Origin of the sequence: Streptomyces sp. NBC_01003 (assembly GCF_045162695.1) — a bacterium.
Taxonomy (GTDB): Bacteria; Actinomycetota; Actinomycetes; order Streptomycetales; family Streptomycetaceae; genus Streptomyces.
This window is the reverse complement of record NZ_CP108707.1, coordinates 2,328,732-2,355,228: the sequence shown is the minus strand read 5'-3', so window position 1 is coordinate 2,355,228 and position 26,497 is coordinate 2,328,732. Positions and strand designations below refer to the sequence as shown.

Here is a 26,497-nt window from a genome sequence, read left to right as displayed (position 1 = left end):
CAGAAGCAGAGAAGGAGACCGGGCATGGCCACCGGTACGGAAGTGGAGACCGGCCTCGACGCGGGCACGTACGAGGTTCTGCGCGACCGCCTCGCCAGGCAGTCGCGGCAGCTGGCAGGGCGCGTCACCGAGTTGAACGGACGCCGCGTCGCCGCGTTCGGCTCCACCGAGCTGACGCTGGCCGGCACCGGCGCCCTGCGCACGGACGCGCCGCGCCTGGCCCGCGATGTCGTCGCCGTCGGGGACGTGCTGCTGGTCGGGCTGCGGGATCCACTCGGCACGACGGCCGACGTCGCGGTCGGCGACGTGTTCGCCCTGCACGGCCGGGACCTGGAGCGGCTGCCCGACGACGCCGTCCCCGGTCTGCTCGACGACCCGGCGTTCGTCCGCGAATTCTCCGCGCTGTTCCGCTACTACCGGCAGAGCCGCCTGCTGCAACTGCGCCTGATCGACGGAAAGTTGCTGGCCGTCTTCCAGACCGGCGAAAAGGTCGCAGACATCCGCGTCCTGCGCTGGGAACTCGACGGCCGCGGCGGTGTCCGCTTCCTCGACGCGCGCGGCGACCGGGACGATGTACTGCCGCCCGCCCACGCCGTCACCTGGCGGGAGGCGACCCGAGCGGACCACATCCTGGGCCGCCACCCGCATGTGTCCATCGCTCGTGAGGCATATGTCTCCACGGTCGCCGGATCCCTCACCGTCAAGGTCGAGGACGACACCGAGACCGGCGAAGGCATCCACTCCGAGCCGGTCGACGAACCTCTGCAGTCCTTGGCCGACGCGGACATCGCCTACGCCCGCGTCGGCCCGCTCCTACTGATCCGGGTACGCCCCTACAAGGAGGACACCGAGCGCCACCTGGTCTTCAACACCCACACCAAGGCCGTCGTCCGCCTCGACGGCATCGGACAGGCGTGCCGCGTACTCCCCGACGAGCAGGGCGTCATCTTCCCCGGCGGCTACTGCCTGGCTGCGGGCACGCACAAGACATTCGACGCCGTCGACACCACCGACCTGAACTACGTACGCACCGTGCAGTCCCCGAACGGCGAGGACGCCCTCTATGTCTTCCACGCCCGCGCCCAGGGACGCACCCTCCTGCTGCCGTACAACCAGATCCGCAAGGAGATCGCCACCCCGCTCACCTGCCGCGGCCACGCCCTGCTTGAGGACGGCACGCTGGTACTGCTGCGCGGCGACACCACCGGTGAGCCCGCCCGCGTCCACGCCGTACAGACCTGGGCGACCCCATTCACCGCGGATACGCACACCGTCGACGTGCCCGGCGGCGACGACGAGCTGACCCGCATCGGCAACCCCGACCTGGTCCGCGCCATCGCCGACTGCCTCTCCCTGACCCGGACCGTTCACGAGGCGGCGACCACTCCCACCGCCGCCGCGTACCAGACGCTCGTCGCCGCCTGCGAGCGCGCGGGTGATTCCTACCCGTGGCTCGGCGAGACCGCGGCCGGCGGGCTGCGCGACCTGGTGGACGCGGTGCGCTCCTCTGCCGCACAGATCCTCACCGAGTACGAGACCGTCCAGACCCTCACCCGGCAGGCCGCGGACGCGCTCGCCGCGTCCGCTGCGCACATCGCAGGGCTGGTGCGCCGGATCCACGGCGAGGTACCGCGCAGCGCACCCGAATGGGTCGAGCGCATCACCGAACTGCGGCGTGCCCAGGGGAAATTGGCGGGCCTGAAAGAACTGCGGTACGCCGACACCGAGCGCATCGACACGCTCGCCATGGACCTCGGCGCCGACATCGCAGCGGCGGGCGGACGGGCCGTGGCCTTCCTCGCCCGCCCCGACGCCTTCGCCACCCACCACACCGACATCGAGCACCTCATCGCGGAGAGTGCCCTGATCGCCACGGTTGCCGAGGCCGGCCCGCTGACCGGGCGCCTCGACGAACTCATCGAACAACTGCGGACGGTGACCGATGTCATCGGCGTCCTCGACATCGACGACGCGACCGTGCGCACCGGGGTACTCGAGCGCGTCGCGGAGGTGCTCGCGGGCGTCAACCGGGCCCGCGCCACCCTCGACGCGCGCCGCCGCGAACTGACCGTTGATGAGGGGCGCGCCGAGTTCGCCGCCGAGTTCTCGCTGCTTGGCCAGGCCGTCGCCGGTGCGCTCGCGGTGGCCGACACCCCGGGCGCCTGTGACGACCAACTCGCCCGGCTGCTTCTCCACCTGGAGAATCTGGAGGGCCGGTTCGCCGACTCCGACGCGTTCCTCGCCGACCTCGACGCCAAGCGCACCGATATCTACGAGGCGTTCGCCGCCCGCAAGCAGACCCTGGTCGACGCCCGTGCCCGTCACGCCGAACGCCTGGCGACCTCCGCGACCCGCATCCTGCAGACCGTCGCCCGCCGCCTGGCCGGGCTCGACACCCTCGACGAGGTCAACACGTCGCTCGCCTCCGACCCGATGGTCGCCAAGGTCCGCCGCGTCATCGACGAACTGCGCGCCCTCGACGACCAGGTGCGCGCCGCAGAACTCGAAGGGCGCCTGACCGCCGCCCGGCAGGACGCGTTGCGCGCCCTGCGCGACCGCACCGACCTGTACGACGGCGGCGGCACCGCCCTGCGCCTGGGCCGCCACCGCTTGCCCGTCAACACCCAGCCGCACGAGCTGGCCCTGGTCCCCTACAGCAACGACCGGATGGCGTACGCGCTCACCGGCACCGACTACCGCGCACCTGTCGACGACCCTGCCTTCATCGAACTGCGCCAGTACTGGGGCCAGTTGCTGCCCTCGGAGAACGCTGACGTCTACCGCGCCGAACACCTCGCCGCCCGTCTTCTCGCGGACCACGGCGCCGCGGACCTGCTCGCCGCCGACGATCTGCCCGCCCTGGTGCGAACCGCGGCCGAGGAGGCCTACGACGAGGGCTACGAGCGCGGCGTCCACGACCACGACGCGGCCCTCATCCTCACCGCACTGCTCACCCTGCACTCCGGCGCCGGGCTCCTGCGCCACACCCCGGCTGCCCGGGCCGCCGCCCAGCTCTTCTGGGCGCACGACGCCGACGAGAACGAGCGCGAGCAGTGGACCCGGCGCGCCGTCTCCCTCGCCCGCGCCCGCGACACCTTCGGACTCGCCCCAGCGATCGATGACTGGTGCGCCGAACTCGCCACCCGCATGGGCGACACAGACTCCGCCGCCTACCTCTTCGACGAGCTGACCACCGGCCCCGACGGCTTCGCCACCTCAGCCGCCGTACACACCTTCCTTGGCAAGTTCCGCCGTGCGACCGACAGTTCAGCCTACGAGGACGACCTCGCGGCGGTGCACGACCTGGCGGCGCGCAGGTCGCTGACTGAGGCATGGCTGTCCGCGTACACGGCATCGGCGGGAGAGAGCAGCGTGGACCTGCCCGAGGCCGTCGCCGTCGAACTCTGCCCGGACCTGCCCCGCTACGACATCGACGCCTCGCTCACTACGACCGTAGACGGTCTGCTCGGCAACCACCCGCGCATCGACGGCCGCCGCCTGATGCTCCGCCTCGACGAATTCCTCACCCGCACCCGTCACTTCCGCACTGAGTCCGTTCCCGGCTTCCGTGCCTACCAGCGGCTGCGCACCGACCTCATCGCCACCGAGCACACGCGGCTGCGCCTGGACGACCACCGGCCGCACGTCCTGCCCACCTTCGTCCGCAGCCGTCTGATCGACGAGGTGTACCTGCCCCTGATCGGCGACAACCTCCACAGGCAACTCGGGACCGCGGGCGGCCTGTTGCTACTGATCTCGCCGCCCGGCTACGGAAAGACCACACTTGTCGAATACGTCGCCGACCGCCTCGGCATGCTGCTGGTCAAGGTCAACGGACCCGCTCTCGGCCACGGCGTCACCTCGCTCGACCCCGCCGAGGCGCCGAACGCCAGTGCCCGCCAGGAAATCGAGAAGGTCAACTTCGCACTGGAGGCCGGCAACAACGTCCTCCTCTACCTGGACGACATCCAGCACACCTCACCGGAGCTCCTGCAGAGGTTCATCTCGCTGTGCGACGCCCAGCGCCGCATGGACGGGGTGTGGGACGGCGAGGCGCGCACCTACGACCTGCGCGGCAAGCGCTTCGCTGTCTGCATGACGGGCAACCCCTACACCGAGTCCGGGCAGCGGTTCCGCATCCCCGACATGCTCGCCAACCGTGCAGACGTCTTCAACCTCGGCGACGTCCTCACCGGCAAGGAGGACGCCTTCGCCTGCAGCTTCGTCGAGAACGCCCTCACCGCCAACGAACACCTCGCACCGCTGACCGGCCGGGACCATACAGACCTCGACGTGTTCCTGCGCCTGGCCGACGGCGACCCCACCGTCCGCCCCGACCAGCTCACGCACCCGTACGCCCCCGTGGAGCGTGACCGCATCGTCGCGGTCCTGCGCCACCTGATCACGGCCCGCGCCACGGTTCTTGCCGTCAACGCTGCCTACATTGCCTCCGCCGCACAGAGCGACGACGCCCGGACCGAGCCGCCGTTCCAGCTCCAGGGCTCCTACCGCAACATGAACAAGATCGCCGCACGGATCGACCCTGCCATGAACGAGGCCGAGCTGGCCGCCGTCATCGACGACCACTACACGGGTGAGGCCCAGACTCTGACCACGGGAGCCGAGGCGAACCTGCTGAAGCTGACGGAACTGCGCGGCCGCATCACTGCCGGGCAGGCCGCCCGCTGGGACGATTTGAAGGCCGCATACATCCGCACACGCACCCTCGGCGGTGCCGGTGACGACCCGGTCATCCGGGCGGTCGCCGCCCTCGGTCTACTCGCCGACCGGGTGGCTGCGGTGGAATCGGCCATCACCCGGGCCACCAACCCCCGCCACACCCTCACCAACCCATCTGCTCGCCAAGCCCACCGCCCATGACCGGCCCGCTTGACCGCACCCGCTGGTACGTGCCCTTCAACGCTGCGCTAAAGACGCGTCAGAGACGCGACACGACACGGGGGGCGAGCATGGCCAGGCACGACCGACTCGAGCGGTATCTGGACGGGTACGCGAGTATGCTCGCCGACGCTTCCGCCACCGGCATCCGCCTCACCCGCGACAAACTCAACTCCCACCGCGCGCTCGGCGAGCAGTCCGCCGAGGCCGGGTGCGGCTTGCGCGCGCTGGTCGCCGCCCATCTCAGCGAGACCCGTGCCAGCCTGTACGGCCGCAGCGACATGGGGCCTGCTTGCGCAACGAGCCGAACGCTTCGGCCTGAGGCTGCCGTGCGAGCACGCACCACGGGGCTGCACTGACCCCGCCCCGCTCACATTGGGCTGTGCCCCCACGACGAAGTCAGGGCTGCCGGGCTCGGCCCATTTGCGCTGGGAAGGCCATGGGATCTGCATCGAAGCCCTGGAACGCCTCGCGTACGTGCCACTGCCCCGCGCCGTAGCGGGTGAACTCGGCGATTGTTGCAGCTGTCGCACCGGACATGTTCGCGAAGTCATTTGAAATCAACGGCTGGTATCGCTCGGTCACGACGACTTCGGTGTTGGTGACATCGGCGAAGGTCATGACGGCATCACGCTGGTGTATAGCCACGCCCACCATCACGCGCCTGTAGGCCGGCGCGAGGCGGTCGAGTTCGAGGACCATGACCTCAGCGAAGCCGAGACCCAGACCGGTCTCGCTGTGCCGGGTCAGGTGGATGGTGCCGTCCGGTGAGCGGCTCTCGGTGTGCACCACGTACGACGGCGCTCCGTAGGGCGCGTCGTCCCGGTATGTTGCGGCGATGATGTCGAGATGGCGGGTTGGCTGATCCCAGCGGCCGGCGTCCCATTTGAGCTTCACTTCCACCTTCGTGAGCCCACCCACGCTGCTGTCTTCACCCATATCTCTGCGTCCCCCGGAATACGGCCCAGCGAGCGATGCTCTTGTCGACTCAAGTATGACCTTTTGACGGGTTGTTAACCTTGGTTCCCTGCTCACCGCGCGGTGAGCTACCTACCGGGCTGCGCTCAGCCGCTTGCCACCAGCAGTGCCTCGCAGACTGCGGGTGCCCCAAAATTCATCCACCCTGCTCAGGCCGCCGTATGTTCGTACTCGTGGAGGGTTCCGCCGAGTCGGTCTCGTCGGCGGATCTCCAGGTGCTTGATCTGCCCAGGTTCGGTGTTGGGTTGGGGCAGCGGGCGGAGTGGGGTGGCTTTTCCCAGGGCTCGGTGGAGGGCGGTGCCCGTTGTCGAAGGACTCGCGCAGAGCTTGGAGCAGGCGGCGTTGGTCCCCAGACCAGGGTGCGGTCCAGCCGCTCCCTGTAGCGGATCTGTGCCTGTGGGGCTCGAAAAGTCATCGCTGCAGTTCAAGCGGCATGTCGGTACTCGTTGATTGCTCCGCTGAGGATCCGGGTGCGCAAGAGCTTGCGGGGCTCGAAACCATCCAGGACTGCTGGCTGTTCCTGGGCCTCGGGCGGTCGTTGATCGCGGGATCGGTGCGGCCGATGTCTGTTGTAGTGGTCCTGGTACTCGGCGAGGACCTGCCGGGCGTGGGCCTCGTTCAGGAGCAGAACGTGGTCGAGTGCCTCGCGGCGGATGGTGCCGATCACGCGCTCGCAGTGGGCGTTCATGCGCGGTGCCTGGGGTGCGCTGAGCAGCACGTCCATGCCTTCGGCTTCGAAGACGGCGTCGAAGGAGCCGGTGTACTTGCTGTCGCGGTCGCGGAGCACGAAGCGCAGCGACTCGACGCGGCTGCCCAGGTCATCGGCGAGATTGCGCGCCTGCTGGGTCGCCCACTGTGCGGTGGGGTGGGCGGTGTCGCCGGTGATGTGGAGTCTGCGGGTGCCGTGTTCGAGGAACGCCAGCGCGTACAGGCGGCTGCCGGTGATCGTGTCGACGTGGAAGAAGTCCGCCGCGATGATCCCCTCGGCCTGCGCGGTGAGGAACTCGCGCCAGCTCGGGCCGGTGCGGCGCGGGGCGGGGTCGATGCCGGCCTTGTGCAGGATCTCCCAGACCGTGGACGGCGCGATCGGGTGCCTGTCCCGCGTGAAAACCCGGGTTTGGGCCGCTGGTCTGCGGTGACCGGCTGCAGGAGGGCTACCGGCTCGGACATGATCGGGGTATGCGGTGGTCATGGATCTATCTGGTGGCGCGCCGGTCGCTGGAGTTGGCGGGCCTGCGGATGCTGGGCGGTGCGGCGAAGGACGTCGAACTCCTGGTCCTGCGGCATCAGCTTGCGGTGCTGCGACGACAGGTCGGCCGACCTGAGTTGGAGCCGGGAGACCGGGTGTTGCTCGCGGCGTTGTCGCGGCTGCTGCCCAAGGAGCGCTGGGGGAGCTTCTTCGTCACCCCGGCGACGCTGCTGCGCTGGCAGCGGGAGTTGGTCGCGGACACGTGGACTTTCCCCCACAAGAAACCCGGACGGCCGCCAATACCCCAGGAAACAAAGGAGTTGATCCTGCGCCTGGCCAGGGAGAACCCGCTGTGGGGGCACCGGCGCGTACAGGGCGAGCTGGCCAGGTTGGGCGTCGCGGTGTCGGCGGCCACCGTCCGGGCAGTGCTGCGGCGGGCGAAGGTGCCGCCCGCGCCCCAGCGGGCGCGCGATAGCTGGGCCTCCTTCCTACACGTCCAGGCCTCTGGGCTGTTGGCCTGCGATTTCTTCCATGTGGACACCGCTTTCTGCAGGCGTTTGTACGTGCTGTTCGTGATGGAGGTCGAAACGCGCCGGGTGCACATCCTCGGCATCACCACCCGCCCGAACCGGGATTGGGTGGCCCAGCAGGCCCGCAACCTGATGATGGACCTGGGCGACAGGGTGAACCGGTTCCGATTCTTCCTGCGGGACCGGGACGGGAAGTTCTCCGACTCGTTCGACGCTGTCCTGGGCGGCGCGGGCGTGCAGGTCCTGCTCTCCCCGCCACGATCGCCGAAGGCGAACGCGTTCGCGGAGCGCTGGGTGGGCAGCGTCCGTCGCGAGTGCACCGATCGGATACTCATCCTCAACGAGCGGCACCTGCGGACCGTGCTGGACACCTATGCAGATCACTACAACCGGCATCGGCCCCACCAGTCCCTCCAGCAACGACCTCCCCAGGCCGTAGAGGCAGGAGAGCTGGTCCCGGTTATCCCGCTGGCCGGTCGCGTCCGTCGTACTCGGCATCTCGGTGGCTTGATCAATGAGTACCAGCAGTCCGCGTGACCGCGACGCCCGCCAGAGCCGAGGCGCGACGTACCTGATCAGCTACCCGAACCCGGGTTTTCACGCGGGACAGCCTTCGAGGGCCACCTCACCGCAGCACACCAGTAACAACCAACCCACGAGTTACACCGTTCGCTGTACAGACCCGATCGGCGCAATCTGCGTTGCCACTCCGGCTCCTCCGGTGGCTGCTGACTTCCGTGCCCGACCTCGATGCTCGCGGGGCCGCGACCGGAACCGGGGACCGTGCTGCCGGGGCTCAGGCGTCGATGATGACGGGGATGATGAGGGGCTTGCGGCGGTGGGTGCGGAACGCCCAGTTCGCCACAGCGCGGGCGAGGAGCTGTTCGAGTTGGCGCGCGTCCCCGACGCCTTCCTCAGCCGCGGTGGACAGGGTCTTCTCGATGACGGGGACGACCGGCTCGAAGGTGGTGTCGTCGTGGACGAAGCCGCGGGCCAGGAAGTCGGGGGCCTCGGCGAGGGCGCCGGTGTCTGCGTCGACGATCGCCACCACCGTGACCACGCCTTCGGCGGCGAGGGTGAGGCGGTCCTTGAGGGACGCTTCGGTGGCGCCGCCGACTTCCATGCCGTCCACGTAGACGTTGCCGGCGGGGACCTTGCCGGTGATGGACGCGCGCCCGTCGACGAGGTCGACGACGACGCCGTCCTCGGCGATGACGACCCGGTCTGCGTCGACACCGGTACGGATGGCGAGGTCGCCGTTGGCCCGCAGGTGGCGCCATTCGCCGTGCACGGGCATGACATTGCGGGGTTTGACGATGTTGTAGCAGTAGACGAGTTCGCCAGCGCTGGCGTGCCCGGAGACGTGGACCTTGGCGTTGCCCTTGTGGACCACGTGGGCGCCCCACCGGGTAAGTCCGTTGATGACGCGGTAGATGGCGCTCTCGTTGCCGGGGATGAGGGAGCTGGCGAGCAGGACGGTGTCGCCCTTGCCGATGCGGATCTGGTGGTCGCGGTTGGCCATCCGTGACAGCGCGGCCATAGGTTCGCCCTGGGAGCCGGTGCACACCAGAGTGATCTTGTGGTCCGGGAGCTTCTCCAGCTCCTTCGTGCTCACGACCAGACCGGACGGGACCTTCAAATAGCCCAGTTCACGGGCGATGCCCATGTTGCGGACCATCGACCGGCCGACGAAGGCGACCTTGCGGCCGTGCTGGTGGGCGGCGTCCAGGACCTGTTGGATGCGGTGCACATGGCTGGCGAAGCTGGAGACGATGACCCGGCGCGGCGCGGTGCGCATCACCTGCTCGATCGCCGGGTTCAGCTCACGCTCGGAGGTGGTGAAGCCGGGTACTTCGGCGTTGGTGGAGTCGGTGAGGAACAGGTCCACGCCCTCCTCGCCGAGGCGGGCGAAGGCGCGCAGATCGGTGATGCGGTCGTCGAGAGGGAACTGGTCCATCTTGAAGTCGCCGGTGTGCAGCACCATCCCGGCGCCGGTGCGGATCGCGACCGCGAGGCTGTCCGGGATGGAGTGGTTGACCGCCACGAACTCGCAGTCGAAGGGCCCGAAGCCGCGCCGGTCGCCCTCCTGCACCCGCACCGTGCGCGGCCGGATGCCGTGTTCCTTGAGCTTGGCCTCCAGGAACGCCAGCGTCAGCTTGGAGCCGACGACGGGAATGTCGGACCGCTCGCGCAGCAGGTACGGCACGCCGCCGATGTGGTCCTCGTGGCCGTGGGTGAGTACCACGGCCACGATGTCGTCCAGCCGGTCCCGGATCGAGGTGAAGTCCGGCAGGATTACGTCCACGCCGGGCTGGGTCTCCTCGGGAAACAGCACGCCGCAGTCGACGATGAGCAGCTTGTCGGCGTGCTCGAAGACGGTCATGTTGCGGCCGATCTCACCTAGGCCGCCCAGGGCGATGACCCGCAGCCCTCCTTCGGGAAGGGGCGGGGCGGCTTTCAGCTCGGGGTGCGGATGACTCATACCTTGACGTTACCCGGGGCGGGGGTGATCCACTGCCTGTGTGATCTCTTCTTCCCGACGGAGCGGGGCACCCGCAGCGGCTGCCGCGGGTCAATCGGATTACGCCGGCGGCTGGTACAGGGAGTGGTGAAGGCGCAGCTTGCCCCACACCAGCCCGGCGCCCAGATGCTCGAACAGCCCGAGCGCGAGCACGAAGTTCACCCCGACGGGAGAGGGGAGGCTCCGCAATCGTTGCTCACGTGCCCCGGTCTCCTCCAATACGGCATCTAGCAACTCTGGCGGGACGACCTGCGTTAACTCTGCGCCTGGCGAAAAGTCTATCCATGCTGTTCAGGCGGCATGTTGGTATTCGTGGAGGACTCCGCCGAGGCGGTCTTTTCGGCGTACGTCGAGGTGGGAGGTCTGTGCAGGGGGGAGCGGTTCGGGGACGGCGCGCAGGGGTGCTGCCTGGTGCATCGCTTGGTGAGGCCGGTGGAGGTTGTGGTGCAACTCGAACCGGCGGAGCGCGTGGCGCAGGTGGTGCTCGTTCCAAATGAGGGTGCGGGCCAGGAGTTCGTGGCAGCAAATCTGGACCCAGCGTTCCATGATGGCGTTCATGCGTGGTATCCGGACGCCGGTGAGGACGACTCGGATGCCGGCGTCGCTCAGTGTCTCGTCGAAGAGGGCGGGGTACTTCGCGTCCCGGTCCCGGATCAGGTACGTGACGGTGGAGTTAGTGTCAGTCAGGTCCGTGGCCAGGTTGCGGGCGGCCTGAGTCAACCAGGCCGCGGTGGGGTGCGCGGTGGCGCCGAGGATTCGGACGCGGCGGGTGGCGTGCTCGATGACCGCGAGGTTGTACTGGCGTCTGCCGGTTAGGGTGACGGTCTTGATGAAGTCGCAGGCCAGGAGGGCGTCGGCCTGTGAGCCAAGGAAGTCGCCCCAGGTGGTGGCGGTCCGGTCGGGTGCGGGGTCGATGCCCTCGGCTGTGAGGATTTCCCAGACGGTGGAGGCGGCGGTCTGGATGCCGAGGGTGGTGAGTTCGCCGTGCGCCCTGCGGTAGCCCTACGAGGGGTTCTCTCGGACCAGGCGGAGGATCAGCGCGCGAATTGAGCGGGCCGTGGGCGGTCGGCCCGGCCATTTCGGCCGGCATGTGCGGGCGTGGCGCCGCTTCATCAGATCGCGGTGCCATCGCAGCACGGTGTCAAGCCGTATCAGGAGCCGTAACCGGGGTAGGGCCTGACGGGGCAGCGGCACTAGCAGAGCGGCAAGCAACGCCCGGTCTTCCGGAGCGAGTCTCGCCCGGTCCGTACCGAGCTGTCGCTCAAGGACGGTGAGCTGGTGGCGCAGGGCGAGGATCTCCGCGTCCTTGTCGCGGTCGCTCATCGGCAGCAACCGCAGCGCGCCGAACAGGTTGGTGACGGTTAAATAGGCGAGAGAAAGCAGCACGAGTGCTTATCCTGCCGCACCGTCGAAGACGCTTCTGAGCTGCATAGACGACATTTTCGGCAGGCGCAGAGTTCCCTTGGATCCGTCGGCAGCCCCAGCGCGGATTCTCCTTGGCGAGCTGCAGCACCAGAGCCTTCACTGCAGGCCCGGTCGAAGGTCGGCCGGGCCTGTTCCGGCGCTTGCTGTAGTCCCACCTCAGGGCGAGCAGCCTGCGGTGCCACGCCAGCAGCCGTCGTGGGCGCCACCGGGAACACCTGCGCCCACTGGCGCCGGGGGATCAACGAGGACAGCCCTGCGAACCACAGCCGATCCGCCGGCTCGTAGCGAACCGGCTTCGTGAGCTGCCTGCGCAGCACCGCGTTCTCGTGCCGTGGCACCAGCAATTCCCCGTCCTTCGCCACGTCCCGGCGCAGCAGCACCGCCGGAACCGCGGGCCGTTTCCGCGCCACCTGGTACTCCAGTGAAGCGATCACTCGGACAGGGTTCCAGCAGACAGTGGCGCCGCGCCAGACCGCCTCCGAGCAGTAGCGATGAGTTTCCGAACGGCACACGATAGCCACCTGAGCGGTTCGCCGGTTCACGCCGACGACCAGGTGCGGGGCGCCACGACGCCCCGCACGCTCAGGACTCCGTGAGGGCCGCCCGTGCCAGCCGCAGCGTGACCAGCTGGAAGGGGCGGAGCGCGAACGACAGATCCGCGACGTCCGGCTCCGCCGGGGCCACCGGACGCTCCAGCAGATCGCAGCGGACCGCACCGGCCGCGTCGAACCCGGGAGTGAGACGCACGGTTGCCCGACCGCCCCGCGCCTCGTAGAAGCGGACGACGACATCGCCCGAGCCGTCGTCGGCCAGCTTGACCGCGCTGAGTACGACGGACTCGTGGTCGACGTGTACCAGCGGCGCGACCTCGGCGCGGGCCGTGCCCGTCACCTCCCGCTCCGGCAGCGACAGCGCCGCGCCCTCGCGGACCGCGTCCCCGACGGCCGCGCCCGGTACCAGGGCGTGCCGGAAGCGATGGGTTCCCTGGTCCGTCTCCGGGTCGGGGAAGCGCGGCGCCCGCAGCAGCGAGGCGCGCACGGTCGTCGTCGTCCCTCGGTCCTCACGCACCGTACGGGTCACGTCGTGGCCGTACGTCGAAGCGGTCACCAGTGCGACACCCCAGCCGGGCTCCGCCAGGTGCACGAACCGGTGGTTGCAGGCCTCGAAGCGCGCCGCCTCCCAGCTCGTGTTGGTGTGCGTGGGCCGGTACACATGCCCGAACTGGGTCTCCGACGCGTACCGTTCCGCGTGCACGTCGAGCGGGAACGCCAGCTTCAGGAACTTCTCGGTCTCGTTCCAGTCCACGTCCGTCGCGACATCGAGGCGCCTCGACCCGGGGGAGAGGGTGAAGGTCTGCGCGGCGACGGACTTGCCGAAGGAGCGGGTGACCCGCACCCCGTCGGCGGTCGCGGTCAGCGCGTCCACGTCCGTCAGGTCGGTGCCGGTGTTGCGGTAGAACTTGTCGACGTCCCACGCGTCCCACTTGTTCGGCAGATCCGGGTGGAGCTGGAGCAGGCCCGCCGCGCGGCCCGGGGCCAGCGTCTCGCGGCCGCTCGCCAGATGCACCAGCGAGACGACCAGGCCGCGGCCGTCGATCTCGGCCCGCAGGATCGTGTTGTCGAGGACGAAGCCGCCGCCGTCGCGCTCACGGACCGTCGTCGCCGCGAGGTCTGCAGGCTGGGGGCCCGCAGCGCCGAGCGCGGGTACCGAACTACGCCCGTGTGGCGCGGAGTTGAAGCGCAGGACACCCGTGCCGCGGCCGGCCATGGCGCGCTGCGCGGCGTCGACGATCGCCTCGAGTTCGGCCGTGACCCGTGCGTACGTCGCGCGGGCCTCGCGGTGCACCCAGGCGATCGACGAGCCCGGCAGGATGTCGTGGAACTGGTGCAGCAGCACCGTCTTCCAGAGTCGGTCCAACTGCTCGTACGGGTAGGGGAATTCGCACTGGACGGCTGCCGTCGCCGCCCACAGCTCCGCCTCCTGGAGGAGGTGCTCGCAGCGCCGGTTGCCCTGCTTGGTCTGCGCCTGGCTCGTCAGCGTCGCCCGGTGCAGCTCCAGATACAACTCGCCGACCCACACCGCGGGATCGGTGTACTCGGCCTCGGCCTTCTCGAAGAACGCCGCCGGGGCCTCCCACTCCACGGTGGGGGAGCCGTCGAGCGACCGCAGCCGCCTGGCCCGTGCCACCATCTCGCGCGTCGTTCCGCCCCCGCCGTCACCGAAACCGGTCGGTGCGAGCGAACGGCTCGCCCGCCCCTTGTCCTTGAAGTTCCGTTCCGTGTGCGCGAGTTCACGTCCCTCCATGGCGCAGTTGTACGTGTCCACGGGCGGGAAGTGGGTGAGGACCCGGGAGCCGTCGATGCCCTCCCAGTTGAACGTGTGATGCGGGAAGGTGTTCGTCTGCGACCAGGAGATCTTCTGCGTCAGCAGCCACTTGGAGCCGGCCTCGCGGATGATCTGCGGCAGCCCGGCCGCGAAACCGAAGGTGTCCGGCAGCCACACCTCCTCGTTCTCGATGCCGAACTCGTCGAGGAAGAACCGCTTGCCGTGCACGAACTGACGGGCCATCGCCTCCGAGCCCGGCATGTTCGTGTCCGACTCCACCCACATGCCGCCCGTCGGCACGAACCGCCCCTCGGCCACGGCCTTCTTGACCTTCGCGTAGACCTCGGGCCGGTGCTCCTTGATCCAGGCCAGTTGCTGCGCCTGTGACATGGTGAAGACGAAGTCCGGTTCAGAGTCGAGGAGTTGCGTCATGTTCGACGCGGTCCGCGCCACCTTGCGCACCGTCTCGCGCAGCGGCCACAGCCACGCCGAGTCGATGTGCGCGTGCCCGACCGCGCTGATCCGGTGCGCCGACGGTCCCGCGGGGGTGTCGAGGACCGGTGCCAGCACGTCGCGGGCCGCCTGCGCGGTGCCGTTCACCTCGCCGAGGTCCACCACGTCCAGGGCCGCCCCCACCGCGTGCAGGATCTCCCAGCGGCGGGCGCGGTCCAGCGGCAGCTCGGCCATCAGCTGGCCCAGCACCTCCAGGTCGTGCAGCAGCTCCCACACCGTCTCGTCGAAGACGGCCAGCTCGACACGGCCCAGCGTGTAGAGCGGATCGTGACCCGCGGTGTCCGTGTCACCGAGCCATGTGGGCTTGAACGCACGGGAGTTGAAGAACCCGGGGTTCGACGCCGCCTCCACGCGCAGCTCCACCTGCTCCCCGCCCGCTGCCGGAGCCCCGACGCGCACCCAGTGATTGCGCGGGTGCAGGCCCTTCACCGGCGTCCCGTCCGGCTCGTAGACCAGGCCCTCGCACTGGAAGCCGGGACCGCCGTGCCCGTCGAAGCCGAGGTCGATCAGCGCCTCGACGGTCCGCCCCGCCCACTGCTGGGGAACCGTGCCGGTCACCGTGAACCAGCTGGTGCCCCACGGCCGCCCCCACCGGGCGCCCTCCCCGATGGACAGCGCGGGCGCCGCGAGCCCCTCCGCGACCGGCACGGGCTCGTCCGGCGCGTGCCACACCCGCACGTCCAGCGGCACGGTCTCCGGGTACACGGCGGGCCTGATGCGCTCCTCGAGCACACGTCGCAGCCGGTCTTCGATGAGCGAACGGTCGTCATGCATGGGCGTTGAGTCTCCTGGAGTACGGAAGGCGGGGCGGGCGGCCCGGTTCAGCGGTCGATCGTCGAGCGCACGGGATTGATGTCCGCGTACCGGGAGTCCAGCGGGTGGACGTCGGTCGCGTGCAGATAGATCGTGCGCGTGTGGAACAGCGGCACGACCGGCATGTCCCGGGCGATCAGGTCCTCGATGCCCTGGTAGGCGCGCGTGGCCTTCGCGGGGTCGGCGATCTTGTTCGCCTGCTCCAGACGGCTGTCGACCTCGGGGTTGCGGTAGCCGTTGGAGTTGAAATCGCCGTACGAGGCGAAGATCGGCGTGAGGTAGTCCTCGAGCGACGGATAGTCGTGCCCCCAGCCCGAGGACCGCACGCCGTCCAGCGCGCCCTTGGACGCCATCGCGCTCAGGTCGCTGCCGGGCTTGCCCACGTACTGGATCTTCAGGCCGAGGTTCTGCCGCCACATGTTGCCGAGCGCCTCGGCGAAGACCTGGTCTCCCGGGTTGTCACTTGCGTAGTACATCTTGAGGCGCCCGGAGAAACCGCCGGCCTCGCGCAGCAGCTTCTTCGCCCCGGCCACGTCCAGCGTGCAGGCGGTGCAGGTGTTCTCGCGGTGCCCGTCGAGGGTCGAGGCGGTGAAGGACGTGGCGGGGAACGCGCCCGGCTTCAGCTTGACGAGGGCCTTGCGGTCCAGGGCGAGCGAGAGCGCGCGCCGCACCTTCGGATCCTTGAACCCCGGTGTGTTGACGGGGAGTTCGAGGTAGCTGAGGTTCGGTGCGGACTTGCCCTGGCTCCACTTGCCGGGAGCGTCCGTCTTGTACGCGTCGATCTTCGAGGACGGCAGCGTCGCGTAGTCGAGGTTGTCGGCCAGGAACTCGTTGTAGGCGGTCTCCGGGTTGGAGAAGAAGCGGTAGACGAGGCGGTCGGCCTGCGGGGCGTCCTTGCCGGCATAGCCCTTGTTGCGCGTGAGGCGCACGGGCTGTCCGGCCTTCCACGCGCCGTCCAGCTTGTAGGGGCCGTAGCCGATCGGCTTGTGGCTGTACGCGTCCGGGTCCTTCAGCGTCTCCGCGGACAGGGCGGCGAGTCCGTAGTAGCTGAGCGTCGACGGGTACGGCGAGAAGGGCGCCTTGAGGGTCACGGTGAAGGTGAGGTCGTCGACCACCTTCAGCCCGGACAGCGTGGTCGCCTTCGGCTTGCCCTTGGCCGGGTTGAGGTCCTCGTAGCCCTGAACCCGCTGGAAGAAGCCGTTGCTGAGGTACCCGTGCGGTCCGTACGCGGTGTAGTTCCACGTGTCCACGAACGACTTGGCGGTGAGCTTCTCACCGTTGGTGAACTTCCAGCCGGGCTTGATCTTGATCGTCCACGTCTTCGCGTCCTTCGACGTGACCGAATCGGCGACGACGTTCACCAGCTTGCCGCTCTTCGGGTCCACCCGGGTCAGCGGCGCCCACATGGCGAAGGCCAGCTGGATGTTGGCGGAGCTGTTGTCCTTCTCCGGGTTGATCGCCGCGATCTCCGCGCCGGTCGCCACCGTCACCGTACGGCCGGCGGCACCGGAGCCCTTGCCGTCCGAGCCGCCGCCGCTGCATCCGGTCGCCGCGAGGGCGAGCGCGGCAATCGCCGCCACCGCGGCGGCTCTTCGTGTTCGCACCATGTGGACTCCCGTGCGTCCGGCCGGAATCGGGGACCCGGCGCGCCTGACTGTCGGGCGGTGACGCTAGGAACGCGGCGTTCCTGCGTGCAAGTTCCCCCTGCTGAACGTCCATTCAGCGCCCATTCAGCGGGTGCGAGGGATGCGGAATGGACGTCGGATGGACGCCGAAGGGCATCCGCCTTGACGCCCACCTGGGCCGTTCCTACTGTCGCGGCCCAACCGACCGGCGCGTCCGGGCTGGTCACGGCGGTGCCCGCCGCGACCGGTCCGGCCAGGACTGCGGGAGAACTCATGGCCCGGACACGAAGAATCGTCAAAGCGGCGACCGGCACCGCGCTGGCGGTGCTGCTCGCCGGATGCAGTGGCGCCGGGAGCGGGGACGGCGCGGGAAAGGACGACGGCCACTCCATGGCGATCGCCACCGCGGCCGAGGTGCCCTATCTGAACCCGTCGAACGACAACGGCACCACGGGCATCCAGATCGAGTCCGCGCTCTGGGCGCCGCTGACCCGGGTGGACGCGAAGACCGGCAAGCTGGTGAACGTCGTCGCCGATTCGGTCACGTCGAAGGACGCGAAGACGTGGACGATCAAGATCAAGCCCGGCTGGAAGTTCACCAACGGTGAGAAGCTCACCGCCAAGTCGTTCGTGGACACGTGGAACTACACCGCGTACGCCCCGCACGCCTTCGCGAACAACGGCGCCTTTCAGCGGGTCGAGGGCTACGAGGACCTGAACCCGGCCAAGGGCAAGCCGAAGGCGACCACGCTGTCCGGGCTGAAGGTGGTCGACGATCTCACCTTCACCGTCACCCTGAAGGGGGCGTTCTCGCCGTATCCGACGACGCTCAGCTACCTCGGCGTCGCCGCGCTGTCCGCGGAGACGCTGAAGGACCCGGACCAGTTCAAGCACAAGCCGATCGGCTACGGCGCCTACCAGCTGGACGGCGGATGGAAGGCGGGGCAGCCGGTGCGCCTCATGCGCAACAAGGGCTACGCCGGCAAGGACGCCCCGCAGGCCGACCACATCACGTTCCGGTTCTTCTCCAACCCGGAGACCGCGTACAACGAGTTCCTGGCCGGCAACGTCGACTACGTCGCCGTACCGTCGTCGAAGATCGACTCGTACAAGACGGACGCACCCGGCAAGTGGAGCCAGGCCAAGGCCGCCGCCGGCATCAACTACCTCAACCTTCCGGTGACGCTGAAGCCGTACACCGACACCCGCGTCCGCCGGGCGCTCTCGCTCGCCCTGGACCGCGACTCCCTGGCCAAGCTCAAGCCCGGCAACTTCCCCGCCACCTCGTTCACCGCGCCCAGCGTCGACGGCCACCGCGAGAACACCTGCAGTGACTGCAGGCTTGACGTGGCCCGGGCCAAGAAGCTGCTGCGGGAAGCCGGCGGGTTCCCGGGCAAGCTGCGGCTCTTCTTCGCCAGCGACAACCCCGGCGAGCAGGTGTACGCCGAGGCGCTGGGCAACATGTGGCGGCAGAAACTGGGGCTGAAGATCCAGTATGTCGGCAAGCCAGGCGCCGAGATCGGTCCGCTCGCCAACGCGGGCAAGCTCGACGGCATCCGCATCATGGGCTGGGGGCACGACTACCCGGCGCTCGAGGACTACCTCACCCCGATGTTCGCGTCCTACGGCGACGTCAATACCGGCCGCTACCGCGACGCGAAGGTCGACCGGATGCTCGGCGAGGCCAACGCCCAGGTCGACCAGGCCCAGGCGACGCGCGACTACCAGGCGATCGAGGACCGCATCGCCGAGCAGATGCCGGTGCTCCCGCTGTCGCACTCACGGGACGTCTATCTGCATGCCGAGGGCGTCGAACCCCTCAACGCCCCTTTCGCGAACGTGGATCCCGTCCGGTCGACCTTCGCCGACTGACCCCGCCCGCCCCCCAATCCCGTAACTCCTCTCCGTAACTCCCAAAGGAGGACACGGTGTTGCGTTTCGCGCTCCGCCGCCTCCTGATCATGATCCCGATCGCGGTCATCGTGACGTTCCTCGTCTACGCGATGGTCTTTGCCCTCCCCGGCGACCCGATCAGGGCCCTGTCAGGACAGAAACCCCTGGCCGAATCCGTCATCGCGGCCAAACGCGCCTACTACCACCTGAACGATCCCCTGTTCGTCCAGTACCTGCACTTCATGGGCAACCTGCTCAAGGGCGACCTCGGGCAGACCTTCGACGGGCAGGACATCGGCGAACAACTCGCGCTGCGCTGGCCGGTGACCCTCCAGCTCGGACTCACCGCCCTCGCCATCCAGCTCGTCCTCGGGCTCGTCAGCGGTGTGTACGCGGGATGGCGGCGCGACGGCCTGGTGGACCGGGCGCTGCTCGGCGCCACGCTCGGGGTGCTCGCCGTGCCCGGTCTGGTCGCCATGTTCTTCGCGCAGTCCTTCTTCGCGGTCGAACTCGGCTGGTTCCCGGTCTCCGGCGCCACCGACGGCTGGCCCGGCAGCTATCTGCTGCCCGCCACCGTCCTCGGCGTCCTCGGCTTCGCCGGACTCGCCCGCGTCACCCGCACCAGCATCGCCGAGGTCGCGAGCGCCGACTTCGTCCGCACCGCACGCGCCAAGGGGCTCGCCCCGAACCGCATCCTGTGGGGGCACGTGCTGCGCAACGCCATGCTGCCCGTGATCACGTACATCGGGCTCGACCTGGCCGGCATTCTCGGCGGCGCGATCATCACCGAGGGCATCTACAACCTGAACGGCATCGGCCAGTTCATGTTCCGCTCCATCGCCATGAAGGAAGGCGGAGTGGTCGTCACCCTCTCCACGGTGCTGCTGCTCGGCTACATGCTCGTCAACCTGGTCGTCGACCTGCTCTACGGCCTCCTGGACCCGAGGGTGCGCCATGTCTGACACCGCCCTGGCGACCGCCGCGACCGCCGCCGAACTCGAGCCCGTCGGCGAGGACGGCCCGCGCGGCGCCGCCGTCCTGCGCGAACTGCTGCGCAAGCCACGCTTCGTCCTCAGCGCCCTCGCCATCCTGGTCATCACGCTGATGGCCGCCTTTCCCCGGCTGTTCACCGCCACCGATCCCACCGTGTGCGACCTGAAGCTCTCCAAGGGCGCCCCGTCCGCCGCGCACTGGTTCGGCTACGACATCCAGGGCTGCGACTACTACGCCAACGTGATCTACGGGGCCCGGCCCTCGGTCCTGGTCAGCGTCTCCGTGTGTGTGGTCGGCTTCGCTGTCGCCTGCGTCCTCGGCATGCTCGCCGGATACTTCCCCGGCTTCGTCGACAGCCTCGTCTCGCGCACCGCCGACGTGCTGTTCGCCCTGCCCGGCCTCGTCGCGATGATCGTCATCCTGCAGGCCTTCTCGTCCCGCTCCGTGTGGACCATCGCCTTCGTGATCGTGCTGCTCGGCTGGCCCGCGGGCATGCGGCTGATGCGGTCCACCGTTCTGAGCGTGCGCACGCGCGAGTACGTCCTCGCCTCCCGCGCGCTCGGCGCCGGGGCCCCGCACATCCTGCGGGTGCACATCCTGCCCAACTCGGTGGCGCCGCTGCTCGCCCTGACCACGCTCACCGTCGGCGCGGCGGTCGGCACCGAGGCCGCGCTCACCTTCCTCGGCATCGGGCTCCAACCCCCCACCATTTCCTGGGGACTTCAGATCGCCATCGCCGCCTCCTACCGCGACGACGTCCACCTCTTCCTCTTCCCCGCCCTGCTCCTGACCATCACCGTCATGGCCTTCATGATCATGGGCGACACGGTCCGCGACGCTCTCGACCCGAAACTGAAGAGGTGAGCGGTGAACCGCCCCATGGCAGCTGAACCTCTGCTCGACGTACGTGACCTGAGCGTCGAGTTCGACACTCGCGCCGGCCGCCTGCGCGCCGTGGACTCCGTTTCCTGGACCCTGCACCGCGGCCGCACCCTCGTCATCCTCGGCGAGTCCGGCTCCGGCAAGAGCGTCTCCACCCAGGCCATCACGGGCATCCTCGACAGCCCGCCCGGTCATGTCACCGGCGGCCAGGCCCTGTTCGACGGAATGGACCTGCTGACGCTGACCGAGCGCGCACGCCGCGGCGTCGTCGGCAGCCGGATCTCGTTGGTCTTCCAGGACGCGCTGTCCGCACTCAACCCCGTGCACACGGTCGGTCGGCAGATCGCCGAGCTGTGCCGGGTACACCGGGGCACGAGCCGCTCCGACGCCATGAAGCGGGCGGCCGAGATGCTGGACCGCGTGGGCATCCCCGGCGCGCGGGCCCGTGTCCACGACTACCCGCACCAGTTCTCCGGCGGCATGCGCCAGCGCGTGATGATCGCCATGGCGCTCGCCCTCGGCCCCGAGGTGCTCATCGCCGACGAGCCGACCACCGCGCTCGACGTCACCGTGCAGGCCCAGATCCTCGAACTCCTCGCGGAGATCCAGGCCGACACCGACATGGGGGTCGTGCTCATCACCCATGACCTGGCCGTCGCCGCGGAGATCGCCGACGACCTGGTCGTCATGTACGCGGGCCGGGTCGTGGAGTCGGGGGCCACGGCCGATGTACTGGGTGATCCACAACACCCGTACACCCAGGGGCTGTTGCAGTCGGTGCCGTCCGCCGAGAGGCGCGGCCAGGACCTGCCCGCCATCCCCGGCACGCCGCCCGACCTGATGCGACTGCCGTCCGGCTGCCCGTTCCGGCCGCGCTGCCCGCACGCCCACGACCGGTGCGCCACCGAACGCCCCGCCCTGCAGCCCGCCCCCGGCGAGCTCCGCTTCGGCGCCTGCCATCTCCTCGACCAGCCGCTCAGCCCGGAAGGCGCCGCACGATGACCGACGACGTGATCCTCAGGGCCGAAGGGCTGGTCAAGCACTACGGCGGCGGGCCCGCGCTGCCATGGCGGCGCGGCCGGGGCGCGGCCGTGGTCCGGGCCGTCGACGGCGTCGACCTGGAGCTGCGGCGCGGCCAGGCGCTCGGCATCGTCGGCGAGTCCGGCTGCGGCAAGTCGACCCTGCTGCGGCTGCTGTGCGCGCTGGAGCGGCCGACCGACGGGCGGCTCCTCTTCGAGGGCGAGGACGTCGCGCGGCTGCGCGGGGCCGCCCTCAAGCGGTGGCGCCGCCGCGTCCAGGTCGTCTTCCAGGACCCGTACGCCTCGCTCAACCCACGGCTGAGGGTCGGCGAGATCATCGGGGAGGCCTTCGACGTCCATCCCGATGTCGTCCCGCGCGCCGGGAGGCGGGCCCGGATCGCCGAACTCCTGGAACTGGTCGGCCTCGACGCCCGTCACGCGGACCGCTATCCGCACCAGTTCTCCGGCGGACAGCGCCAGCGCATCGGCATCGCCCGCGGCCTCGCCCTCGGCCCCGACGTGCTGCTGTGCGACGAGCCCGTCTCGGCGCTCGACCTGTCGGTGCAGGCCCAGGTCGTCAACCTGCTCCTGAAGCTCCGTCGCGAACTGGGTCTCGCGCTCGTCTTCGTCTCCCACGACCTCGGCGTCGTACGCCACGTGTGCGACGACGTCACCGTGATGTACCTGGGCAAGGTCGCCGAACAGGCCCCGGTGGACGCCCTCTACGCGGCCCCGGGCCACCCCTACACCGAGGCGCTCCTGTCGGCCGAACCCTCCCTCGACCGCATCCGCGACCCGCACGCCCCGCGCCGCACCCGCATCGTCCTCGCGGGCGATCCGCCGTCGCCGTCCGCACCGCCGCCGGGCTGCCGGTTCCACACCCGGTGCCCGCGCGCACAGGACCTGTGCCGTGACACCGAGCCCCTGCTGACGGTGCGGGGACAGCGGGCCGGCGCCTGTCACTTCACGGACGCGATGCTCGCCGGGAGTGTGGACTGACGGGGTGTCAACCTGCCGATGCGATACGGGTTCTGGCGGTGCGCGGGCCGTCCGGGAACCCCGGGTGCGAAGCGGGCGGCCCGCCGATGTCGTCCACCCGGGCCGCTTCGTCGGCGGCCCGCGCGGCGGCGAGCCGCAGCGCCAGCGGATGCCCGGCGCAGCCGTCCGCGAGGCTGTGGAGAGCGGACGTAGCCGTGGCGGTGGCCGCCGAACGGTACGGCAGCGCCGCGACCGAGGCCAGCGGCGCCCCCGAAGCGAACCGGCGCAACAGCCGCAGGGACTGGGCCGCGTCCAGCGGGCCGAGCCGGAGCGGCACCCGGCCGGGCAGGTCCCGCAGCGGGGCCCGGCTGGTCACCAGCACCGCGCAGCCGGGCGCCGCGGGCAGCAACTCCCGCAACTGGTCCGTGGACTGGGCGTCGTCGAGCAGGACGAGGAGCCGACGTTCGGCGGTGAGCGTACGGAACCGGACGGCGCGCCGCTCCAGACCGTCGGGCACCTCGTGCGGCGCCACCCCGAGGTCCTCCAGGAACCGGCCGAGCACGTCGGCAGGGGCGCGCCCGCCGAGCACCGCGTAGAGCTGGCCGTCGGGGAACCGGTCCCGCACCTGGTGGGCGACGTGCACGGCAAGCGTGCTCTTGCCGAGGCCCGCCGCACCGGAGATCACCACGGTGGGGCAGACGGCGGCGGGGGAGTCGGGGCGCCGCAGCAGTTCGCGCAGCTGCCGCACCGCCTCCTCCCGACCGGTGAAGTCGGCGCTGTCGCGCGGCAGTTGAGCGGGCACGGGCAGGCGGTGGGCCGGTGCCGGACACGCGGGCGTGAGTGACCGCGGCGGCTGCCGGGGCGCGGCCAGCGAGGGGTCGGCGTGCAGGATGCGCTCGTGCAGCCGGCTCAGTCCCGGGCGCGGTTCGACACCCAGGTCGTGCACGAGGGCGCGCCGCACTCCGCGGAACAGGGCGAGGGCCTCGGGCGTGCGCCCGCTGCGGTACAGCGCCAGCATCAGCAGCGCCTGCAACCGCTCGTCGTACGGTCTGCCCGGCACCAGCGGGGCGATCCGCTCGGCGGCCTCGGCATGTTCACCGAGGTCGAGCAGTGCCTCGGCGTGTTCGAGGCGGGCGTCGAGGTGCAGCCCGGCGAGCCGGTGCCGGGCATCCGCCGCACAGCGTTCCGGCACCCCGCTCAGCGCCTGCTCGCCCCGCCACTGGGCGAGGGCCTGCTCGTAACAGGTGCGGGCGGCGCCGACCCGGCCCGCGCGGCGCTCCCGGCGCGCCTCGGACAGCGCGTCCTCGAACCGCCACAGGTCCAGTGCGTCCCGCCGCAGATGCAGCCCGTAGGTGGTGCCCCGCGTGATCAGGAGCCGGGGTGCGGCGCGGCGGGCTCGGTCCGGCTCCAGCGCCTTGCGCAGGCGTGCTGTGTACGTGGCGAGCAGGCCCGCCGCGCTGTCCGGCGCGTGCTCGCCCCAGACGGCCCGCACCAGTTCGGTGCGCTCGACCTGTTCACCGCCGCGCAGCAGCAGCGCCGCGAGAAGCGCCTGCTGTTTCGGGGTGCCCGGCGGTAGCGGCTCTCCGGCACGCTCCGCGCGTACCTGGCCTAGGAGGCGGTACCGCACCAGAGCGCTGTCGTACGCGGGCGGGAGTGGGGGGAGGTCCGTCGAGATGCTCGGGGCCACGGGTCGTTACCTTCCTCGTCGGGGCCGTGTTCGGAGAGCCGTGCGGGCTGCTGGGCCGGGGGCGCGCGCGGGCTCAGGCGGCGCGGCTCCACGCCACCAGCCGAGGCACGCACCGCTCGGCGAACTCCTCATAATCGGCGGGGGTGTTGTAGACGTGCGCGGAGAGCCTGATATAGCCGACCCCGTCGAAGGACGTGAACGCGGTCTCCGCGCCGAGTTCCTGTGCGGCCCGGTCACGCAGCACATCACTCGCGAACCGGTCGGGGCCGAGCTCGTCGGGCAGTCTTACCAGGCGTAGCGCCGGCGCGGGTGTGCCAACCGCCGGTACGGCGTCCTGTCCGATGTGCCGGGCGAACGCGTCCGCGACGGTGTGCTGCCCGTAGTCGGCGAGCGCGCTCAGATAACCGCGGACCGTCTCCCACCCCCACGTCCGCTCGACGAAGGACAGCGCGGCCGGGGCCGCGAGCCAGGCGGAGGTGTCCTGGGTCCCGGTGTGATCGAAGCGTGCGGGGAAGGGCAGTTGGGTGCCCCAGGAGTCGATCAGCGGGTACAGGGCCGCGCGCAGTGGACCGCGCGCGACGAGGGCGGAGGTGCCGCGCGGGGTGCAGGCGAACTTGTGCAGATTGCCGGTCCAGAAGTCGCAGGCGAGACCGTCCAGCGGCGCGGCCAGCATGCCGGGGGCGTGCGCGCCGTCCACCAGGAACGGGATGCCGCGCCGTCGGGCGAGCCGTGCGATCCGCTCGACCGGCAGCAGTCGGCCGGTCGACGACGTGATCTGGTCGAGGAGGATCAGCGCGGTGTGATCGCCGACCTGTTCGGCCACGGCCGTAAACGCCTCGTCCGCGTCGGCCGCGAGAGGGATGTGCGCGGTCCGCACCCGCCCGCCGCAGCGCAGGGCCCTACGCTGCGCGGCCATGGTGACCGCGCCGTATCCGTGATCGGTGACCAGAATCTCGGCCTCGGGCGGCAGGGTGAGCGAGGCCAGGACGGTGCTGACTCCGGCGCTCGCGTTCGGTACGAGGGCCAGATCGTCGGCGTCCACACGCAAGAACGCGGCGAGTTCGGCGCGGGCCGTGGAGATCCGCCGCGGCTGAGCCGGGAACCATACCACCGGCGCCCGCTCGGCCCGCTCCCGCAGCCGGTCCTGCTCACGCTGTGCCGCCACCGGCACCGCACCGAACGAACCGTGGTTGAGATGCAGCAACTCCGGGTCGAGCGACCAGGCATCCGCGGCGGGTCGGCCGTTGGGCAGGGACAAGGGTTTCGGCGGGGCGACGGCCAGGCCCGTACTCATGCGACTCCTAGGAGGAACTACCCAAGACGTATGATGACATGCAGCATCCTGGCATGTGCATCGCTGCGATTAAAGTGCTCCTTCCCCGAGTTTTCAGGGAAGGTGGCTGATGACAGGAGCGCGAGTTGATCTCAGTCTCCTGAAGACATCAGATGACTTGCTAGGGTCTCATCAGTCGAAGCACGCATGACGGAGCACGGGCCGCGGGCCGTGGGGCACGGATCGGGGGAGCGGGATATGTCCGCAGTGGAGAAGGCCTTTCACGGCCTACGGCACATGATCGCCGACGGGCGGCTGACAGCCGGTGCGCGCATGCCGCCCGAGGCGGACCTGTGCGCCGAACTCGGCGTCTCCCGCGGGCCGTTGCGGGAGGCCGTGCGGATGCTCGCCGCGCTGCGCGTGGTCGAACCGCGCCACGGCTCGGGCACCTACGTCTCGGCACTGCGGCCCGAGGACATCATCGGCAGCCTCTCCCTCACCGTGGACCTGCTGCCGCTGCCCGGCCTGCTCGAGGTCTACGAGCTGCGCCGGGTCCTGGAGGCGCACGCCGCCTCGCAGGCCGCCGCGCGAGTGGGCGCCGAAGCGTTGGAGCGCATGCATGCCCACCTCGCGGCAATGGAGGCCACCGATGATCCGGCGGAAGTCTCCGACCTGGACCACCGGTTCCACTCGGAGGTCGCGCGCGTCGCGGGCAACCCCGCGCTGGATTCACTGCTCACCGTGTTCCGTACCCGCTCGCGCCGCCACCAGATCTTCACGTTGCCCGAGGGCCCGGACATCAAGCGGGTCAGCGACGCGGGCCACCGCGAGATCGTCGGAGCGATCAGTCGCCACGACCCGGTGGCGGCCGCGTCGGCCGCCGCGGCGCACATCGCGCATTCGGAGAAGTGGCTGCGCCATCTTCTGGACCAGGAGCGACAGGCCTGACCGGAG

Annotated in this window: 16 protein-coding genes and 3 pseudogenes; 9 read left to right on the top strand and 10 right to left on the bottom strand. The window is 70.0% G+C overall.

Annotation, left to right across the window (positions count from 1 at the left end; translation table 11 throughout):
- Positions 1-24 precede the first annotated feature (24 nt).
- Complete coding sequence (locus OG698_RS11040; RefSeq protein WP_406102915.1) at positions 25-4,881, top strand: DNA repair ATPase; 4,857 nt, start codon at positions 25-27, stop codon at positions 4,879-4,881.
- 89 nt (positions 4,882-4,970) lie between these two features.
- Positions 4,971-5,241, top strand: a pseudogene (locus OG698_RS11035) (PucR family transcriptional regulator); the annotation flags it as partial.
- A 57-nt stretch (positions 5,242-5,298) separates the two neighbouring features.
- Here the strand turns inward: OG698_RS11035 and OG698_RS11030 are convergent.
- A complete protein-coding gene (locus OG698_RS11030) occupies positions 5,299-5,838 on the bottom strand; it encodes a TerD family protein (RefSeq protein ID WP_406102914.1) in 540 nt (179 codons plus the stop codon).
- A gap of 463 nt (positions 5,839-6,301) precedes the next feature.
- Positions 6,302-7,069 carry an integrase core domain-containing protein gene (locus tag OG698_RS11025; protein WP_406102913.1) on the bottom strand — a complete coding sequence of 256 codons (768 nt, stop codon included), beginning with the start codon at positions 7,067-7,069 and terminating at the stop codon, positions 6,302-6,304.
- Here OG698_RS11025 and OG698_RS11020 point away from each other — a divergent pair.
- Positions 7,057-8,133 carry an integrase core domain-containing protein gene (locus tag OG698_RS11020; protein WP_406102911.1) on the top strand — a complete coding sequence of 359 codons (1,077 nt, stop codon included), beginning with the start codon at positions 7,057-7,059 and terminating at the stop codon, positions 8,131-8,133. The two genes, OG698_RS11025 and OG698_RS11020, sit on opposite strands and share 13 nt — an antisense overlap.
- A 259-nt stretch (positions 8,134-8,392) precedes the next feature.
- Here OG698_RS11020 and OG698_RS11015 read toward each other — a convergent pair whose 3' ends face one another.
- The 6 genes and pseudogenes from OG698_RS11015 to OG698_RS10990 form a co-directional block, all read right to left on the bottom strand.
- Positions 8,393-10,078 carry a ribonuclease J gene (locus OG698_RS11015; protein ID WP_329568402.1) on the bottom strand — a complete coding sequence of 562 codons (1,686 nt, stop codon included), beginning with the start codon at positions 10,076-10,078 and terminating at the stop codon, positions 8,393-8,395.
- A 99-nt stretch (positions 10,079-10,177) separates the two neighbouring features.
- Entirely contained in the window at positions 10,178-10,399 is a 222-nt protein-coding gene (locus OG698_RS11010) for a transposase domain-containing protein (RefSeq protein ID WP_389490467.1), read from the bottom strand.
- Between the two features lie 9 nt (positions 10,400-10,408).
- Positions 10,409-11,503 (bottom strand): annotated as a pseudogene (locus tag OG698_RS11005) (integrase core domain-containing protein).
- A gap of 64 nt (positions 11,504-11,567) precedes the next feature.
- A pseudogene (locus OG698_RS11000) lies at positions 11,568-11,976 on the bottom strand (helix-turn-helix domain-containing protein); the annotation flags it as partial.
- Positions 11,977-12,124: 148 nt separating this feature from the next.
- Positions 12,125-15,154 carry an alpha-mannosidase gene (locus OG698_RS10995; protein WP_406102910.1) on the bottom strand — a complete coding sequence of 1,010 codons (3,030 nt, stop codon included), beginning with the start codon at positions 15,152-15,154 and terminating at the stop codon, positions 12,125-12,127.
- Positions 15,155-15,201: 47 nt separating this feature from the next.
- Positions 15,202-16,800: an ABC transporter substrate-binding protein gene (locus tag OG698_RS10990; protein WP_406102909.1), complete on the bottom strand. Its 1,599-nt coding sequence runs from the start codon at positions 16,798-16,800 to the stop codon at positions 15,202-15,204.
- Positions 16,801-17,091: 291 nt separating this feature from the next.
- On the opposite strand from OG698_RS10990, the gene OG698_RS10985 reads away from it, so the two are divergent.
- The 5 genes from OG698_RS10985 to OG698_RS10965 are packed head-to-tail and all read left to right on the top strand — an operon-like array spanning position 17,092 to position 22,604.
- Complete coding sequence (locus OG698_RS10985) at positions 17,092-18,690, top strand: ABC transporter substrate-binding protein (RefSeq protein ID WP_406102908.1); 1,599 nt, start codon at positions 17,092-17,094, stop codon at positions 18,688-18,690.
- Between the two features lie 56 nt (positions 18,691-18,746).
- Positions 18,747-19,673, top strand: coding sequence for an ABC transporter permease (locus OG698_RS10980; protein WP_116507049.1), 927 nt, complete (start codon positions 18,747-18,749; stop codon positions 19,671-19,673).
- Positions 19,666-20,568: an ABC transporter permease gene (locus tag OG698_RS10975; RefSeq protein ID WP_406102907.1), complete on the top strand. Its 903-nt coding sequence runs from the start codon at positions 19,666-19,668 to the stop codon at positions 20,566-20,568. The genes OG698_RS10980 and OG698_RS10975 overlap by 8 nt, the downstream gene beginning before the upstream one ends.
- A 15-nt stretch (positions 20,569-20,583) precedes the next feature.
- Positions 20,584-21,588 (top strand): ABC transporter ATP-binding protein, encoded by a 1,005-nt coding sequence (locus tag OG698_RS10970; RefSeq protein WP_406102905.1) that lies wholly within the window; start codon positions 20,584-20,586, stop codon positions 21,586-21,588.
- Positions 21,585-22,604, top strand: coding sequence for an ABC transporter ATP-binding protein (locus OG698_RS10965; protein ID WP_116507045.1), 1,020 nt, complete (start codon positions 21,585-21,587; stop codon positions 22,602-22,604). Before OG698_RS10970 ends, OG698_RS10965 begins: the two co-directional genes overlap by 4 nt.
- 7 nt (positions 22,605-22,611) lie before the next feature.
- Here OG698_RS10965 and OG698_RS10960 read toward each other — a convergent pair whose 3' ends face one another.
- Positions 22,612-24,270 carry a BTAD domain-containing putative transcriptional regulator gene (locus OG698_RS10960; RefSeq protein WP_406102902.1) on the bottom strand — a complete coding sequence of 553 codons (1,659 nt, stop codon included), beginning with the start codon at positions 24,268-24,270 and terminating at the stop codon, positions 22,612-22,614.
- A gap of 73 nt (positions 24,271-24,343) precedes the next feature.
- Positions 24,344-25,564, bottom strand: a complete 1,221-nt coding sequence (locus OG698_RS10955) for an aminotransferase class V-fold PLP-dependent enzyme (RefSeq protein WP_389491632.1) — start codon at positions 25,562-25,564, stop codon at positions 24,344-24,346.
- Positions 25,565-25,801: 237 nt separating this feature from the next.
- On the opposite strand from OG698_RS10955, the gene OG698_RS10950 reads away from it, so the two are divergent.
- On the top strand, positions 25,802-26,491 hold the full coding sequence (locus tag OG698_RS10950) for a FadR/GntR family transcriptional regulator (RefSeq protein WP_100597842.1): 690 nt from the start codon (positions 25,802-25,804) through the stop codon (positions 26,489-26,491).
- Positions 26,492-26,497: the final 6 nt, after the last annotated feature.